The sequence below is a fragment of the Flavobacterium sp. Sd200 genome (genome assembly GCF_009826935.1).
In the GTDB taxonomy this organism is placed as follows: Bacteria; Bacteroidota; Bacteroidia; order Flavobacteriales; family Flavobacteriaceae; genus Flavobacterium.
On the sequence record NZ_WUMN01000001.1, the window covers coordinates 218,744 to 233,017 of the forward strand.

The following is a 14,274-nucleotide window of genomic DNA, read 5'->3' on the forward strand; positions in this document are numbered from 1 at the left end:
CAAAAGAACAAATCAGCTAACATTAAGCATTTGGTATTGTTTTGGTGTAATGCCTTCGTGTTTTTTAAAGAGACGGATAAAATAATTGCAGTCTTCAAAACCTGCCATATAGCATACCTCATTTACCTGTATACCTGGATTGTTGAGCAGTTGTTTGGCATGCTTTATTTTTTCATTTAATATAAATTCCATTGGGGTAGTGCCTAGTTCCCGTTTAAAATACCTGTAAAAAGAGGCGGTACTCATATTGGCTTTGTCGCTAAGTTCCTTTAGATTAATATGCGCGTTTATATTATCTCGAATGTATTTCGTAATCTCATAAATGGCACTGTCAGTATCTATTCCCTTATTTTCGTGGGCGCGCTGGGTAGTTTGTGTTTGTACAATTCTTATTAGCAGTTCCTGCAATGCAAGATCGGCAAGGGCATCTTTAGTAACCGATGTTCCCATGCATTCTTTAACCAGTTTGTTTAGTGTTGTGGCAAGATCAGTATTATTATAAAAAAAGTAATTATGGTGGTTAAGCTGCCATGCGCCATCCTGCTTAGGATATCGCTCACTTAAAAAATCGAGTGTTTCTGTAATTTTATCGTGGTCTATTGCCAGGGCAAGGCATTGCGTAGGGTTATTGGCTGAAGCTTCAGGAAAATCGATCTTCATTTCTACATTTCCGGGAACAATAACTGTTTCGCCCGGAAGGTATTCAAATTCCGGGTCATCAAACAGGTGCATTACCTTTTTGCCGCGTAGCATGCTTGTAACCACAAGGTCGTTAAACTTTAAAGGTACCAATACACTTTCCTGATAGGTTTCAAATAAATTGAGTTCGCAATTGTCGAGTGAATAAATAGTACGGTTCTCTACTAAAGTTTTAAGCGATTTTTCTACTGATAGCGATGGTGTTTGCAGTAGTGTTTTGTGGTTGTTCATACCCTAATTTTAAGTAACTTAAATTTAGTGATATTAAACGTTTCAGAAAAATTTTTAGGGATTTAATTCTGAGATTTCGGTTAGCTCTTCGTTTCTTTTGTGCTTAAATGGAATGGAAACAATAAACGTAGTACCCTTGTCTTTTCCTGGGCTCATGGCATAAATGTTTCCATCATGCAGTTCCACAAAAGATTTTGTAATAGACAATCCCAAACCGTTAGAGGTTTCTTTACCGGTAGGGGTAGAGCTTAACTTAGCAAACTTGGTAAATAGCTTTTGCATGTCGCTGAAATTCAGTCCCTGTCCTTCATCCTTCACTTCTATGTGCACATAGTTTCCAGCCTCTCTTGCTGTAACTTTTATAGTAGTATCGTGATACGAATATTTAATAGCGTTACTTAAAAGGTTATGAAGTACATCAGATATTTTGGTACGGTCTGCCTCGATTTTAGGCAGGCTTTCATCACAATTAAACTCTATAACCTGTTTTTTGCGGTTGGCTAAAAGCTCAAAATTGTATAAAAGCCTAACGAACATCTCTTTAAGGTCTACTTCCTCAATGTTGAGCATCATGTCTTTTTCTTCGAGCTCAGACTGTTTTAAAAGCTCAGAGAGTTTCGTCTGGATTCTTACTACAGCCGACTGAATATTATCGGTCATGCGCACGGCACTTTCGGGCTTTTTAGATATGATTTCGTTAGCAAGTTTTATAGATGCCAATGGGTTTTTAATTTCATGAAGCACAATGTTCATTAAATTAACCTGAGATTCTATCGATTTTCGGTAGCGCAGCCTGTTCTCTAACTTGTCTATTACCAACGATGCCATGGTTTTAAGCATGTCAAGTTGTTCTTCGGCAGGGTGTAGAGGAGTGTTGTTAACCACACATATAGTACCCACATTAAAACCTTCGGGGGTTTTTAAAGGGGCAGCGGCATAAAAACGCACACCGCTTTCTAATATTTTATCTGATTTATTGGCAAGTTCAGGCGATTCTAACGCATCGTTAAAAACAGTAACATGATCTGATGTAATTGCCAGAGAGCATATGCTGTCGGCCCTGGGAACGTCCTGAAAGTGCAACAGGCTCACATTAGATTTGACAAAGACCCTGTCCTGATCTACAAAATTTATAAATGCCCCGGATGTGTTGAATACCTGTGCGGCCAAAAGAGCAATTTTATCAAAGGTATCTTCAGAGTGCGTGTCCAAAATGTGATATTCCCTTAGTTTTTCAAGTCTAAGGAGCTCATTATCGGGCACTGAATATGGTCTGCGGTACGTCATTGACACTTTTAAACGGATTCTAAGTTAAATCCTGTGGGGCGAAATTAAATTTTAAATTTTACATTAGTAAGGGTTGTACGCAATGTTGTAACCAAAACCGCATGATGTTATAACCTTATGAGGTTGTGCATCCTACTCTTACTAATTTTTCCCTAAATTAAGGCTATTGTATCAATTAAGGTCATGAATGGCTGTTAATCTTTGTTAAAAAATAAAATATAATCTATGAAAAAAGGAACCCTGTTACTAAGATTCCTTGATATATTTTGATATGTAGTATTTTTAAACTATTTAACCCTGCTCCAGGTTTGACTACGGCCTAATAAAGAAATGCCCATATATCCGCGAACACTAAGTTTATCCTTACCATCTAATTTAATAGTGCAGCTATAAAGTTTGCCTTTGTTAGGGTCTAAAATATCGCCGTCTGTATACTCGTCGCCGTCTTTGGTAAGCCCTTTTATAATAACCAGTCCAAGAATAGGTTTGTCTTTATCGGCACCTTTACAGTCTTTGCATTTGGCATCTTTTTTGGCAGGGTTTAGTATCTCTACTACCTTACCATAAATTTTTCCGTCTTTTTCATACACTTCTACAATCGATTTTGCTTCACCGGTTTCATCGTCTACTGTTTTCCATTTTCCGGTTACCTGAGCCTGCAAAGACGTAAAACCGATGCCAATAAAAAGTAAGGATGCGAATATGTATTTTTTCATAGTAAATAATTTTGAGTTGTTATTTATGCTAAATATACAAATTTTTTCTTTTTAATTTATGAATCAGCGCATTTAATTCGAAACCAAGCAACAAAATAAAACAGTTGATCCATATATAAAGCATCAATACAAGCAACGTGCCAATAGAGCCGTACAACTCATTGTATTTACTAAAACGCACTACATATATACTGAAAGCAAACGACGTTACACCAAAAAGCAGCGTGCTGAAAACCGATCCATAGCTGAAAAAAGCGGCATTACGGGTTTCTTTTGCGGCAAATTTAAAGAGTAACGAGGTAGTGGTTAGTATCATTAAAATAAGAAAAACATAGCGCCCCAGCGGAAGCAGGTAATCGTCTTCGCCAATAATGCCTTGCTTTTCGAGGGTGCGTATAATAACTTCGAGCGTTACTATAGATGCCACTGTTACTATTAACAGGAGGGTGAGTATGAGCGACAGCCCAATAGCCAAAGCATATTGACGGAAATAAGTGCGCTTTATGGTAATGTGCATGCTGTTCTGGAAACCGCTCAATATAGCGTTCAAGCCGTTGCTCATAAGCAATATAGCGAGCAATATACCTGTAGAGAGGAGGCTGCCCTGGCTGTTTAATAAAATATCTGCCAGTATGTCCTTAATGGCATCAAAGGTATTTGGAGGTACATTATCTGCCACGAAGTTTAAAAAATCTTCCTGAAACCCCTCTAACGGAATATAGGGTATAAGGTTGAGGATGAACAGCGCAAACGGAAACAGCGACATAAAGAAACTGAATGCAATGGCTCCGGCTCTATAGGATATATCGCCTTTTACAATACCTGTAATGTATAGTTCTAAAAGGTGGTACAGGGTAAGCCCTTCGCTGTAAGGAAGTTTTATGCTTTTGCCAAAACGCACAAGGTGTTTTATTACCGGAATGCGCTCCAGCTTATGTTCCAGTTCTACAGACATTAAAATGCTTTTAGGCTGAGGTCCATGTTATAAACAGAATGGGTTAGCGCACCGCTGCTAATATAGTTTACACCACACTCTGCATAATGGCGCATGGTGTCTTCATTAATGCCGCCACTACTTTCGGTTTGGCAATAATCTCCAATAAGAGCCACTGCTTCGCGGGTTTGTGCATAGTCAAAATTATCAAGCAGTATTCGGTGAATACCCGGGTTTTGCATAATCTCTTTAACCTCGTCAAGGTCGCGGGCCTCGACAATAATTTTAAGGTCGAGGTTGTTGGCTTTAAGGTACTCCTGTGTTTTTTGTATGGCAGGGGTAATGCCGCCTGCAAAATCTATGTGATTGTCTTTAAGCATTACCATATCATAAAGGGCAAAACGGTGGTTTTCTCCTCCGCCTATTTTTACCGCCCATTTTTCGAGCGCACGAATGCCCGGAGTGGTTTTGCGGGTGTCCAGCACGCCAGTTCCGGTGCCCTTAAGTATTTTAACGTATTTGGCGGTTTTGGTTGCAATGGCACTCATGCGCTGCATGGCGTTGAGTACAAGTCTTTCGGCCTTAAGAATGCTTTGCGAACTGCCGTGTACATGAAAAGCCACATCGCCATATTGTACAGGGGTGCCATCCTGAATAAAAACCTCAAAAGTAAGAGCCGGGTCTACATAGGCAAACACCTGCTGGGCAAAAGCCACACCGGCAAGGAGTCCGTTGTCTTTAACGAGCAGTTTGGCACGTCCGGTTGCGGTATTGGGAATACAGGCAAGAGAGCTGTAATCGCCGGGGCCAACGTCTTCGCGGATGGCATTGGCTATTATTATATCGAGTTCTTTTTGAAATTGAATGTCAGATATCATTATGTGGTATTATAACGCTAAAATAAGGATTTTTTGCGGAATTAATGTTTTTTTGATATCCTTATAAGAATTAAGCCGGGGGTGGGGGGAAGCGTAGGTTTGTTGGTTTTGATCTCAATCGGCTACTCCCCGGCTATTCTTAAATGTATAGACTTTCAGTTTGCACGTGTTTAGTTTTTTTATAGCTTTTTAAGCTTTCGGTTTTCTGAGTTTATTCAAGATATAGCTAATAACAAGACAAGTTTCTGAGTATAATATTCGCTTAATACTAAAGTTATTTATCTGGATTTGGTCGCTATTGCCCATATTACGCCGGCCATCATTGCTAATAACAGATAAGAAACAGGCACCATTATACTTCTGAAAATGCGCGATCTTTTTGATAATCCTGACTTAGAAAAAAACTGGTAATAAAAAAAGGCGGTATATAGAATGCTGAATCCGGTTACAAAAATGTAGTTTATAAGCATTAAGCCTTGTGGGTTCGTGTAAAAAACGGTGAGTATTGTAAAGAGCAATCCTACAATTAATTCTGATGCAACTTTATACGAATTCAAAACTAAGTGTTCAGAATAATTGAATCCTGCTTTTTTAAACCATAAAAAACTAAATAAAGAATATATAGGTATAGTAACTAAGAGGATTATCTTAGGGTTTTTAGATACAAATTTTTCAAATGGAGACATTGCTTCTCTACTTGCCTCCGGAATAATATCTAATAACTTTACATGTGAATAGTGTCCTATTAAGGTAGATACGGCTAAAGTTAGCAATATAAGTGTAACAAAACTAAAATAAGGAGCTCTTTTCCCTAAAATATATTCCCTTACACTATGTCCTGGACGGGTAAAAAGTTCTTTAATAGTAAATAGTGCTCCTTTATCTACATGCCAAATTCCATGTATAAGGTCGTGCTCTAAAAAATGTTTTAAAGAGTACCTGTGTGTGCTGTTTTTTTGGCCACAGTTAGGACAATAATTCGCTGTAATTTCATGACCACAATTTAGGCAATTAACCTCTTTCATGGCTATGAAATATTTTGCTGCCTATGCTTAATTTCTTTGTTTAAGGCAGTTATGTAGTTATAAACAGGTAAAAGGGTAACAGGAAGTGCCGCCACAGATATAAATAATATAGCCGATGACTTATTGATGTAAAAATACAAAGCAAGACCAAACATCGCAATCCATACAATTGCAATTCCGATAACGATGCCTTTTAGCAAATCCCGTTTTTTTATTAGTTTTTCAGTGCTTAATTCTGTAAAGCTATTATTCTTCATTGTGTAATTTTAAAAGCAAGTATAAGTATTATTTTGAAAAGAAACTAATTTTTCTATCTTTACAAACATCAACCAATTATTTTTGCTTTGCAATAAGTCAGAAATTTATGACTACTCAAAAAAATACCAATGAAGCCGAAACATGCCCGGCTCAGGCTCTTCTAAAATTATTATCAGGTAAATGGAAAGCAGAGATTTTCGGCTTCATCCTCATCCGGTATATTGTTGCGTGAAATAAAAGAGGCAAACAGGCAATCATTATCTGTAGCGCTTCGTGAGCTTGAAGAAGCTAGACTGCTGGAAAAATTAATTATAAAACAAAAGCCACTGCACATAGAATACAATCTTGCCGAAAAAGGCAGGCTCTTAATACCGGTATTTAAACAACTGGAAGGCTTGGTTTAATACTAAAAGAGGGCTGTCTTATTTAAAAACAGCCCTCAGTTATATAAGTATATTTATTTTTTACGCAATCTTAAAAGCACCAGTTTTGGCAGCTTTAATTTTTCTTCTAAAGTAAACGGTGTCTGGGTTGCCAAAGTATTTGGTAATGGTAAGCCTTGCCATTAGGTAGCTTAGTGTGCTTTCGGCTCCCTGGTTAAGGTTTACGCTGTGTTCCTCAAGTCCGTCAAAACATCCTCCGGTGCATGGGTTGTAAATAACATGGTTAAGGTGGTTGTTGCCCAAAAACCAGTTAAAGGCCATTTCCATTTTATTAAGATATTCTTCATCTTTAAAAATATCATGAAACTTGCGCAGTGCCAGTATGGTGTAGGCCACATCTATAGGCTGCTCGCCATACTGCTCGCGGTTTTTGCCCTTAACCATCCAGCCACGGTTAGAAATAATTTTAATTGAAGTATCATCAAAAGTGTTTTCAAGAAGGAAATCAAAAGCCTCTTTAGCTACATCCCTGTATACTTCATTATTTGTAATGGCATAGCATAGTAATAGAGCTTCGGGTAGTACGCTGTTAGCGTAGGTAAGGTAGCTTTCAAACCATTTCCAGTTTTCATCGGCTTCATGGCGGTACATTTGTACTAATCGATCGGCAAACATTTTAATGTATATTAGAGTATCTGCATCCTTAACCTGACGGTTGTAGTAATAAAGCCCTTTTATAACAAATGCCATAGCCCGAGTAGAATAAATGTCTTTTGTAAGGCTTAGTGTTTTTTGGAATAATCCTTCAGCTTTATCGGTAAGCTCGGCAGGCAGCATTCCGGTTAACGATACCATATAGCCCAATGCCCACATGGCACGGCCCGAACTGTCTTCGAGGTTTTCGTTATCGTTTTGTGCAGTAAATTTTTTATTTACATCTACGTAGTTAAGAAATCTGCCGTCGGGCTGCTGACAAAACTCAATAAAGTCAAGATAAATTTTAAGGTATTTAATAACCTCTCTGTCCCTGTATTTTTTATAATGCTGGCACAGTGCTATCATTGCCCTTGCATTATCGTCTATAGTATAGCCTGATTCCGGGTCGGGCACATTAAGTTTAGAAAATTGCAGGAACCCAAAATCGGTAGTCATGTGTTTTACATGATCTAAGTTTATTTTAGGGTTACGGTATTGCAGTTTGAAGCTGTTTCCGGCAGTTTTTTGCAGCACTTTTGCGTGGTTTACGGCAGAGTTTTCCCAAATGGTGTGCACAATTTTGTGCAGGCCGTTATGTATCATTCTGTTTCGCAGTTCTTCATCGCCCAGCATTTCATTGAGGCAATCTGCCAGTTGCTGGCTATTGCCAAAGTCGAAGATCATTCCGGTATCTCCTGCTAATACTTCCTTGGCATGTGGAATAGGCGTAGACACAATAGGGCAGGCACAGCTCAATGCATAAGAGAATGTGCCGCTTACAGCCTGGTTAGGGTCTTTAGACGAGAATACATAGACATCTGTCAGTTGCAGGTAATCCAGCAACTCATCTAACGCAACATATTTATTTATAAACTGTACGTTATTCTCCAGTCCGTTCTCTGCGATTTTTTGTGTAAGGAACTCACGGTACACTTCGCCTTCCTGCAAAGCCACGGTAGGGTGGGTTTTGCCAATGATAAGGAAAAGCACATCAGGATGATTTTTTACTACCTGTGGGAGGGCATCGAGCGTGGTTTCGATACTTTTACCCGAACTTAACAACCCGAATGTTGAAAGCACCTTGCGGCCTTCAAAGCCATATTGTTTTTTGAGTTCTGCCTCACGGCCATGGGCAACAAGGTGTGTACCGTGCGCAATAACTGCAATTTTAGTACGGTCTACTATATAGTCGCGAACCAGTATATCGGCCGCGTTATTTGTCATTACTATTAAAGAGTCTGCCCTGTTAAGGATGTGCTGCACATTGGCTTTAAATTCTTCGTTAGGGTTGGGCAGTACTGTGTGAAATACTACCGAAAGCGGTTTTTGTACATCGTCAATAAATGTATTAAAATGGCTTACGGTTTCATGTACAAGCCCGAATTCGTGCTGCATTAGCACGATCTTAATATTCTCATCTTCATTAATCGCTTTGGCCAGTTTGGTGTACGATTGCGGTTCAGATGTGTTCAGGATATATTTAACCGAAGGATCTGTGTAGGTGTGTTGTTCGTTTTTACTTTCTATAGCACATACTTTTATAGAAAAAGAATCTACATAATGGTCGTTAAGTGCTTTGATAAGATCCTGCGAATAGGTTGCAATGCCACACTGCCTTGGCGGAAACGTTGTTATAACCAGTATTTCGGGGAGTACATCTAATGTTGTAGGTATGTTTTGGGCTGATATTTGCTCAATGATCGAATGGAATGGCTGGAACTTGTTTCCGGCAGATTTTCTGGTTTTCATGGCATTGTAGGGTATTTTTTAATAATAATTTTTTAAGTCATGTATATATGGTTGGTTGTACAAGAACGATTTAAAAAACCGGTTTATATTAAAACCGGTTTTTAGTATCCAAAAAGATCAGGTGGCTGTTTAAGCATTCGCAGCTTTGTTAACCCACTCTGTAGCTCTTTCTTTTGCGCTGTTTACAGCTTCTTTAGCATCAGATGAAGCATTTTTAAACTCTTTCTGCGCTTTGCGCTGCAACTCATTAAGTTTGCCTTTAAAGTTTTCTTTAGCTTCTTCTACCTGTGCGCGGTATTTGTTTTGAGACCTTTTGCGGGCTACTACTACCGCTGCACCTGCAAGTACCGCTGCTCCCGCAGCAATACCCAATATCAGTTTTTTGTTTGCCATTTGTATTTAGGTTTTAAAGATTGTTTTTTTATCTTCAGCCAAATTACAGTATCTTCATCTTACTACCTATTTGGTTAGTAAATATTTAACTCAATTAACGGGGCGTTATGAATTTTAAATTAATTTTAACCTATGTAGGAATTTTATTGAAAATAATGTAATCCCAGAATGTAAATTTCACGTAAATTAATTTTTATGTGATGATTCCTTAATTTATGTGGGTTAAATTGAGATTTTGATAAAATATGCAAACTTTAACCCCTAAGAAAATAGGGTGTGGCTGTTGTGCGAAACATTTTTTTGTACATTTGCACCAGTTTTAAACATAAAATAAACATTTAAAAATAAGTTTCATGTCAACATTTCGTTTTGAGGCTCTGAAAGAAACCGCAGGCAGAAAGCCGGTAGAGGTTAAAGAGCTGGACAGAAAGTCTGTTATCTTTGGTAGTAATGTGTTCAATGACAAAGCAATGCGACAGTTTTTAACGCCCGAGGCTTACAAGGCGGTTAAAAGTGCAGTGCAGCATGGAACTAAAATAGACCGTAAACTGGCCGATTATATAGCAATGGGTATGAAAGAGTGGGCACTAAGCAAAGGTGTAACTCACTATACACACTGGTTTCAGCCATTAACAGGCACTACAGCCGAAAAACATGATGCGTTTTTTGAAACATCTTTTGATGGCAGCGATCCGGTAGAAAAATTTGGCGGCGGCCAGCTTGTACAACAGGAGCCGGATGCATCAAGTTTTCCTAATGGTGGTATCCGTAACACGTTTGAAGCACGTGGCTACACCGCATGGGATCCTACATCGCCTGCATTTATATTTGGTACGACCCTTTGCATCCCTACAGTATTTATATCTTATACAGGTGAGGCATTAGATTATAAAACTCCTTTACTAAGGGCACTAACGGCTGTAGATGAAGCTGCTGTGGCTGTATGTAACTATTTTGACAAGAACGTTAAAAAAGTAACTGCAACTCTTGGATGGGAGCAGGAATATTTCCTTGTAGATGCTGCTCTTGCTGCTTCAAGGCCCGATATTACGCTTACAGGACGCACGTTGCTTGGGCATTCTTCAGCGAAAGGCCAGCAGTTAGACGACCATTATTTTGGTTCTATACCTACAAGGGCACTTAACTACATGCGCGACCTTGAAAACGAGTGTATGCTTTTAGGTATACCGGTTAAAACCCGCCACAACGAGGTTGCCCCTAACCAGTTTGAGCTTGCTCCAATATTTGAAGAGGCTAACCTTGCGGTAGACCATAACTCTTTATTAATGGATGTTATGCAAAAAGTGGGCGAGCGCCACGCTTTTAAAGTACTGCTTCATGAAAAACCTTTTGCAGGTGTAAACGGTAGCGGTAAGCACAACAACTGGAGTATGGCTACAGATACAGGTGTTAACCTGTTAGGCCCGGGCAAAACGCCAATGAGCAACCTACAGTTCCTTACGTTCTTTATAAATACTATTAAAGCGGTTTATACTAACGAGGAGCTAATGAGGGCTTCTATTGCCACGGCATCTAACGACCACAGGCTTGGTGCAAACGAGGCACCTCCTGCAATTATATCAGTATTTATTGGAGACCAGCTTACAAAAGTACTTGCTGAGCTTGAAGGTGTTTCTGCAGGTAAACTTTCTCCTGAAGAAAAAACCGATCTTAAACTTAACGTGGTAGGTAAAATTCCGGATGTATTGCTTGACAATACAGACAGGAACCGTACATCGCCATTTGCATTTACAGGTAATAAATTTGAGTTCAGGGCAGTTGGTTCTTCTGCAAACTGTGCTAACGCAATGACCATAGTTAACTCTATCATGGCTAAGCAGCTAAGAGACTTCAAAAAAGAAGTGGATGCGCTTATAGAAGGTAAAGACATGAAAAAAGACGATGCTATATTTAATGTACTGAGAGAGTATATTAAAGAAACAAAAGCGATTCTTTTTGAAGGTGACGGTTATAGCGATGCATGGGCTGAAGAAGCTGCTAAACGCGGACTTAGCAACCATAAAACAACTCCGGGCGCACTTAAAGCTAAAGTATCTGAGTCGGCACTTGCTTTATTTGAAGAGCTTGGCGTAATGAATCACACAGAGGCTGAGGCACGCTACGAGATTGAACTTGAAGAGTATGCTAAAAAGATACAGATAGAAGGCCGTGTACTTGGAGATATTGCACGTAACCACGTTATACCTACGGCTATACGTTACCAAAATGTACTTATTGATAACGTAAAAGGTCTTAAAGAGATCTTTGGTTCTGAATATGAGGCTATAGGTAAAGAACAAATAAGCATCATTAAGGAAATTTCTGGTCACATTGCCGGTATTAATAGCAAAGTTGAAGAAATGACCGAGGCACGTAAAGCTGCTAATGCACTTGGTACTGCCGAAGAAATGGCTCATGCTTACTGCGACAGCGTAAAACCATATTTTGACGTTATCAGGAGGCACTGCGACAAGCTGGAGCTTATTGTAGACGACGAGGCATGGCCACTTACAAAATACAGAGAGCTGTTGTTTACACGCTAATATTACATAGGGTTTATATATGTAAAAAGCCTGTCGCGGATTGCGGCAGGCTTTTTAAGTTTTGTATACAAAATAAAATCTGGAGCCTATCGTTATACTAAAAAACTTACACAAATGAAACGTCTTTTAGCCTGTATGTCTTTTTTAATTATGGGGCAAATTCAGGCCCAGCAACAGTTTACCGTATATTTTGATTTTGATATAGATGAGGCTGATAAACAGTCAAATAAAAAGCTATATGACTGGATAAAAGAGAACCCTCATGCTGTTGTAAGTAAAATATGCGGCTATACTGATAGTGTGGGTGAAGCAATTTATAACACAGATCTTTCCGAGCGAAGGGCAGCTTATATCTATAACCTATTAAAAGAAAATGGTTTTAGTGTTGATGATGCCGAGAAGATTGGTTATGGAGAAACAAAGGCTACAGGAAAAAGCATAAAAGACCGTAAAGTGGTAATACATTATAGTGTTTCCCCTTCAATTAATGAGTTACCTGTACAGGAGAAAGATCCAACCGCCTTTGCAAAAAAGGTTGCCGATGCTGAGAAAGGAGACAAAATAGTAATACCTAACCTGAACTTTTATAATAATACTGATATTATGCTGAACACCTCGAAGCCAGTGCTAAGGGAGTTGCTTGACATTTTACAGAAGAACCCTGTGCTGAAAATTGATATACAGGGACATATTTGCTGCCAAAAAAAAGAAGAGAACGAAATATCTCTTAAGCGAGCTGTTTTGGTCTATAAATTTTTAATAAACAACGGTATTGCCAAAGACAGGCTGTCATATAAAAGTTTTGGCAGTAGCAGGCCTATACACCCATTGCCCGAAAAAAATGAAGAAGAAAGAATAGCTAACAGAAGGGTAGAGATAGAAATCCTGGATAATTAGGCTTTACTTTTCTATGCGCACAAAATCAAGATCCTGAAAATCAAAACTAAAATCAATATTTGGCGAGATCCCCTTTAATTTTATGCCTTGTGCTTTACCTTCTTCGTCGAGGCTAAAAACAGCAAAAGCATCAGCATTCATATCCTGATATTCCCATTTTATTGCAAAAGAATTTGCTTTGTAAAAATACATCGGTCCGTTAAGCTTTGGAGACCTCAGGCATTTAAACCAAAGTTGCTTACCTTTCATAAAAACTTCGGCTTTGCCAAACCATTTGTCTTCATAAATACCTATATAGGGGCTGAAGTTTATTTTTTGTTTAGATGCCGCTTTTACGGTTTTCCAAACGTTATCGGTTACTTTATCGCCTTCATTTTGTATTTCTGCAAATTCCTTATGATATTTATCTATCCAGCCAAAATCATCCATTTTAAGGTAACTGTCTAAAATGGTATTGTTGATTGCAGAAAATAACAAACCGCCGCCCGGATCTGTATTAGTAAGTATTACGATGCCCAGGTTAAGGTCGGGTATAAGTGTGGTAATAGATAGCATTCCCGGCAATCCCCCGGTATGCGTCACCATCATATTGCCTTTAACATCGGTTAAAAACCAGCCCAGGCCATACCCTGAAAAATGAGTATTATAACGCCCTCCATAGCTATCCTCAACAGTGTGCAGCTTCCACATTTCACGCTGACTGTCTTCAGTAAATAGTTTGGAGCTTAAGCTTTCGCCGTATTTACCTTTATTAAGTTGTACCAACATCCATTTGCAAAGGTCGTCAGTATTTGCATAAATGCCTCCTGCAGCACCATTTATCATTTCATCCCAGTGGGGCAGTGGTTTTAAAACACCTTTTACATCGTTATGAGGGGTTGCCAGATTGTTTTTATCTTTCATCATGCCAATGGAAGTATATGAATCATTCATGCCTAAAGGATTAATAATACGCGTTTGTACATATTGCTCCCAGCTCATGCCGCTCACGCGGGCAATAACTTCGCCCGCTACAATATACAGCAGGTTATCATAGTCAAACTTTGTCCTAAAGGCAGACTGCGGTTTAAAATGCTGGAAACTGTTTAACAGATCTTTCAGTGTAAAATCGCTTCCGTTAGGAAAAAACATAAGATCGCCCGCACCAAGCCCAAGTCCGCTGCGATGGGTAAGCAAATCCTGTATGTTAAAATTTTCAGTAACATAATCGTCATACATTTTGAACTCGGGTATGTGGTCTTTAACCTTATCAGTCCACGAAATTTTTCCCTCTTCTGCTAAAATGGCAAGTGCTGCACATGTAAAGGCTTTTGTATTCGATGCAATTGCAAAATTAGTATGCTCATTTACTGGTTCTTTTGTAGTAATAGACTTTACGCCATACCCTTTATTATGAATAATTTTACCGTCTTTAACAATGGCTATTGCGGTGCCTGCTACATTAAATTTTTTCATGGCATGAGTAACCATGCTGTCTATTTTAGCAGACGGGATTTGCGCCAGGATACTTTGACAGAAGAACAGTATTAAGAGAGATTTTTTCATTAGATGATTGTTTGATGATTGATTGTACAATAGTACGAAT

At 38.8% G+C, this 14,274-nt stretch carries 13 protein-coding genes; 3 read left to right on the top strand and 10 right to left on the bottom strand.

What is annotated here, in order from left to right:
* Nucleotides 1-12: 12 nt before the first annotated feature.
* The 7 genes from GR160_RS00980 to GR160_RS01010 all read right to left on the bottom strand — a co-directional run bounded on the left by GR160_RS00980 (nucleotide 13) and on the right by GR160_RS01010 (nucleotide 6,027).
* On the bottom strand, nucleotides 13-930 hold the full coding sequence (locus GR160_RS00980; protein ID WP_160747963.1) for an AraC family transcriptional regulator: 918 nt from the start codon (nucleotides 928-930) through the stop codon (nucleotides 13-15).
* Between the two features lie 54 nt (nucleotides 931-984).
* Nucleotides 985-2,217: a GAF domain-containing sensor histidine kinase gene (locus tag GR160_RS00985; RefSeq protein ID WP_160747964.1), complete on the bottom strand. Its 1,233-nt coding sequence runs from the start codon at nucleotides 2,215-2,217 to the stop codon at nucleotides 985-987.
* Between the two features lie 287 nt (nucleotides 2,218-2,504).
* Complete coding sequence (locus GR160_RS00990) at nucleotides 2,505-2,933, bottom strand: DUF2147 domain-containing protein (protein ID WP_160747965.1); 429 nt, start codon at nucleotides 2,931-2,933, stop codon at nucleotides 2,505-2,507.
* A gap of 28 nt (nucleotides 2,934-2,961) precedes the next feature.
* Nucleotides 2,962-3,888, bottom strand: a complete 927-nt coding sequence (locus tag GR160_RS00995; RefSeq protein ID WP_160747966.1) for a YihY/virulence factor BrkB family protein — start codon at nucleotides 3,886-3,888, stop codon at nucleotides 2,962-2,964.
* Nucleotides 3,888-4,745 carry a carboxylating nicotinate-nucleotide diphosphorylase gene (gene nadC, locus GR160_RS01000; protein ID WP_160747967.1) on the bottom strand — a complete coding sequence of 286 codons (858 nt, stop codon included), beginning with the start codon at nucleotides 4,743-4,745 and terminating at the stop codon, nucleotides 3,888-3,890. The genes GR160_RS00995 and nadC overlap by 1 nt, the downstream gene beginning before the upstream one ends.
* A 278-nt stretch (nucleotides 4,746-5,023) precedes the next feature.
* On the bottom strand, nucleotides 5,024-5,770 hold the full coding sequence (locus tag GR160_RS01005; protein ID WP_160747968.1) for a DUF3667 domain-containing protein: 747 nt from the start codon (nucleotides 5,768-5,770) through the stop codon (nucleotides 5,024-5,026).
* 2 nt (nucleotides 5,771-5,772) lie between these two features.
* Entirely contained in the window at nucleotides 5,773-6,027 is a 255-nt protein-coding gene (locus GR160_RS01010) for a hypothetical protein (protein WP_160747969.1), read from the bottom strand.
* A gap of 222 nt (nucleotides 6,028-6,249) precedes the next feature.
* On the opposite strand from GR160_RS01010, the gene GR160_RS19360 reads away from it, so the two are divergent.
* Nucleotides 6,250-6,432 (top strand): helix-turn-helix domain-containing protein, encoded by a 183-nt coding sequence (locus GR160_RS19360; RefSeq protein ID WP_237421151.1) that lies wholly within the window; start codon nucleotides 6,250-6,252, stop codon nucleotides 6,430-6,432.
* A gap of 60 nt (nucleotides 6,433-6,492) precedes the next feature.
* Here the strand turns inward: GR160_RS19360 and GR160_RS01020 are convergent, their stop codons facing one another.
* A complete protein-coding gene (locus GR160_RS01020) occupies nucleotides 6,493-8,856 on the bottom strand; it encodes a glycosyltransferase (protein ID WP_160747970.1) in 2,364 nt (787 codons plus the stop codon).
* Between the two features lie 129 nt (nucleotides 8,857-8,985).
* The gene (locus GR160_RS01025) at nucleotides 8,986-9,249 is read right to left on the bottom strand and encodes a hypothetical protein (protein WP_160747971.1); all 264 of its coding nucleotides are present in this window, start codon (nucleotides 9,247-9,249) and stop codon (nucleotides 8,986-8,988) included.
* 353 nt (nucleotides 9,250-9,602) lie between these two features.
* Here GR160_RS01025 and GR160_RS01030 point away from each other — a divergent pair, with 353 nt between their 5' ends.
* Together GR160_RS01030 and GR160_RS01035 are read left to right on the top strand one after the other, a co-directional pair.
* Nucleotides 9,603-11,792: a glutamine synthetase III gene (locus GR160_RS01030; RefSeq protein ID WP_160747972.1), complete on the top strand. Its 2,190-nt coding sequence runs from the start codon at nucleotides 9,603-9,605 to the stop codon at nucleotides 11,790-11,792.
* Nucleotides 11,793-11,906: 114 nt separating this feature from the next.
* A complete protein-coding gene (locus tag GR160_RS01035) occupies nucleotides 11,907-12,689 on the top strand; it encodes an OmpA family protein (RefSeq protein ID WP_160747973.1) in 783 nt (260 codons plus the stop codon).
* A gap of 3 nt (nucleotides 12,690-12,692) precedes the next feature.
* Here GR160_RS01035 and GR160_RS01040 read toward each other — a convergent pair whose 3' ends face one another.
* A complete protein-coding gene (locus tag GR160_RS01040) occupies nucleotides 12,693-14,234 on the bottom strand; it encodes a serine hydrolase (RefSeq protein ID WP_160747974.1) in 1,542 nt (513 codons plus the stop codon).
* Nucleotides 14,235-14,274: the final 40 nt, after the last annotated feature.

What these genes read in the sequence shown, in the direction of transcription:
- GR160_RS01040 (WP_160747974.1), bottom strand. Translation starts at nt 14,234, where the DNA reads ATGAAAAAATCTCTCTTAATACTGTTCTTCTGTCAAAGTATCCTGGCG.
- GR160_RS00985 (WP_160747964.1), bottom strand. Translation starts at nt 2,217, where the DNA reads ATGACGTACCGCAGACCATATTCAGTGCCCGATAATGAGCTCCTTAGA.
- GR160_RS01005 (WP_160747968.1), bottom strand. Translation starts at nt 5,770, where the DNA reads ATGAAAGAGGTTAATTGCCTAAATTGTGGTCATGAAATTACAGCGAAT.
- GR160_RS00980 (WP_160747963.1), bottom strand. Translation starts at nt 930, where the DNA reads ATGAACAACCACAAAACACTACTGCAAACACCATCGCTATCAGTAGAA.
- nadC (WP_160747967.1), bottom strand. Translation starts at nt 4,745, where the DNA reads ATGATATCTGACATTCAATTTCAAAAAGAACTCGATATAATAATAGCC.
- GR160_RS00995 (WP_160747966.1), bottom strand. Translation starts at nt 3,888, where the DNA reads ATGTCTGTAGAACTGGAACATAAGCTGGAGCGCATTCCGGTAATAAAA.
- GR160_RS01030 (WP_160747972.1), top strand. Translation starts at nt 9,603, where the DNA reads ATGTCAACATTTCGTTTTGAGGCTCTGAAAGAAACCGCAGGCAGAAAG.
- GR160_RS01025 (WP_160747971.1), bottom strand. Translation starts at nt 9,249, where the DNA reads ATGGCAAACAAAAAACTGATATTGGGTATTGCTGCGGGAGCAGCGGTA.
- GR160_RS01020 (WP_160747970.1), bottom strand. Translation starts at nt 8,856, where the DNA reads ATGAAAACCAGAAAATCTGCCGGAAACAAGTTCCAGCCATTCCATTCG.
- GR160_RS01010 (WP_160747969.1), bottom strand. Translation starts at nt 6,027, where the DNA reads ATGAAGAATAATAGCTTTACAGAATTAAGCACTGAAAAACTAATAAAA.
- GR160_RS01035 (WP_160747973.1), top strand. Translation starts at nt 11,907, where the DNA reads ATGAAACGTCTTTTAGCCTGTATGTCTTTTTTAATTATGGGGCAAATT.
- GR160_RS00990 (WP_160747965.1), bottom strand. Translation starts at nt 2,933, where the DNA reads ATGAAAAAATACATATTCGCATCCTTACTTTTTATTGGCATCGGTTTT.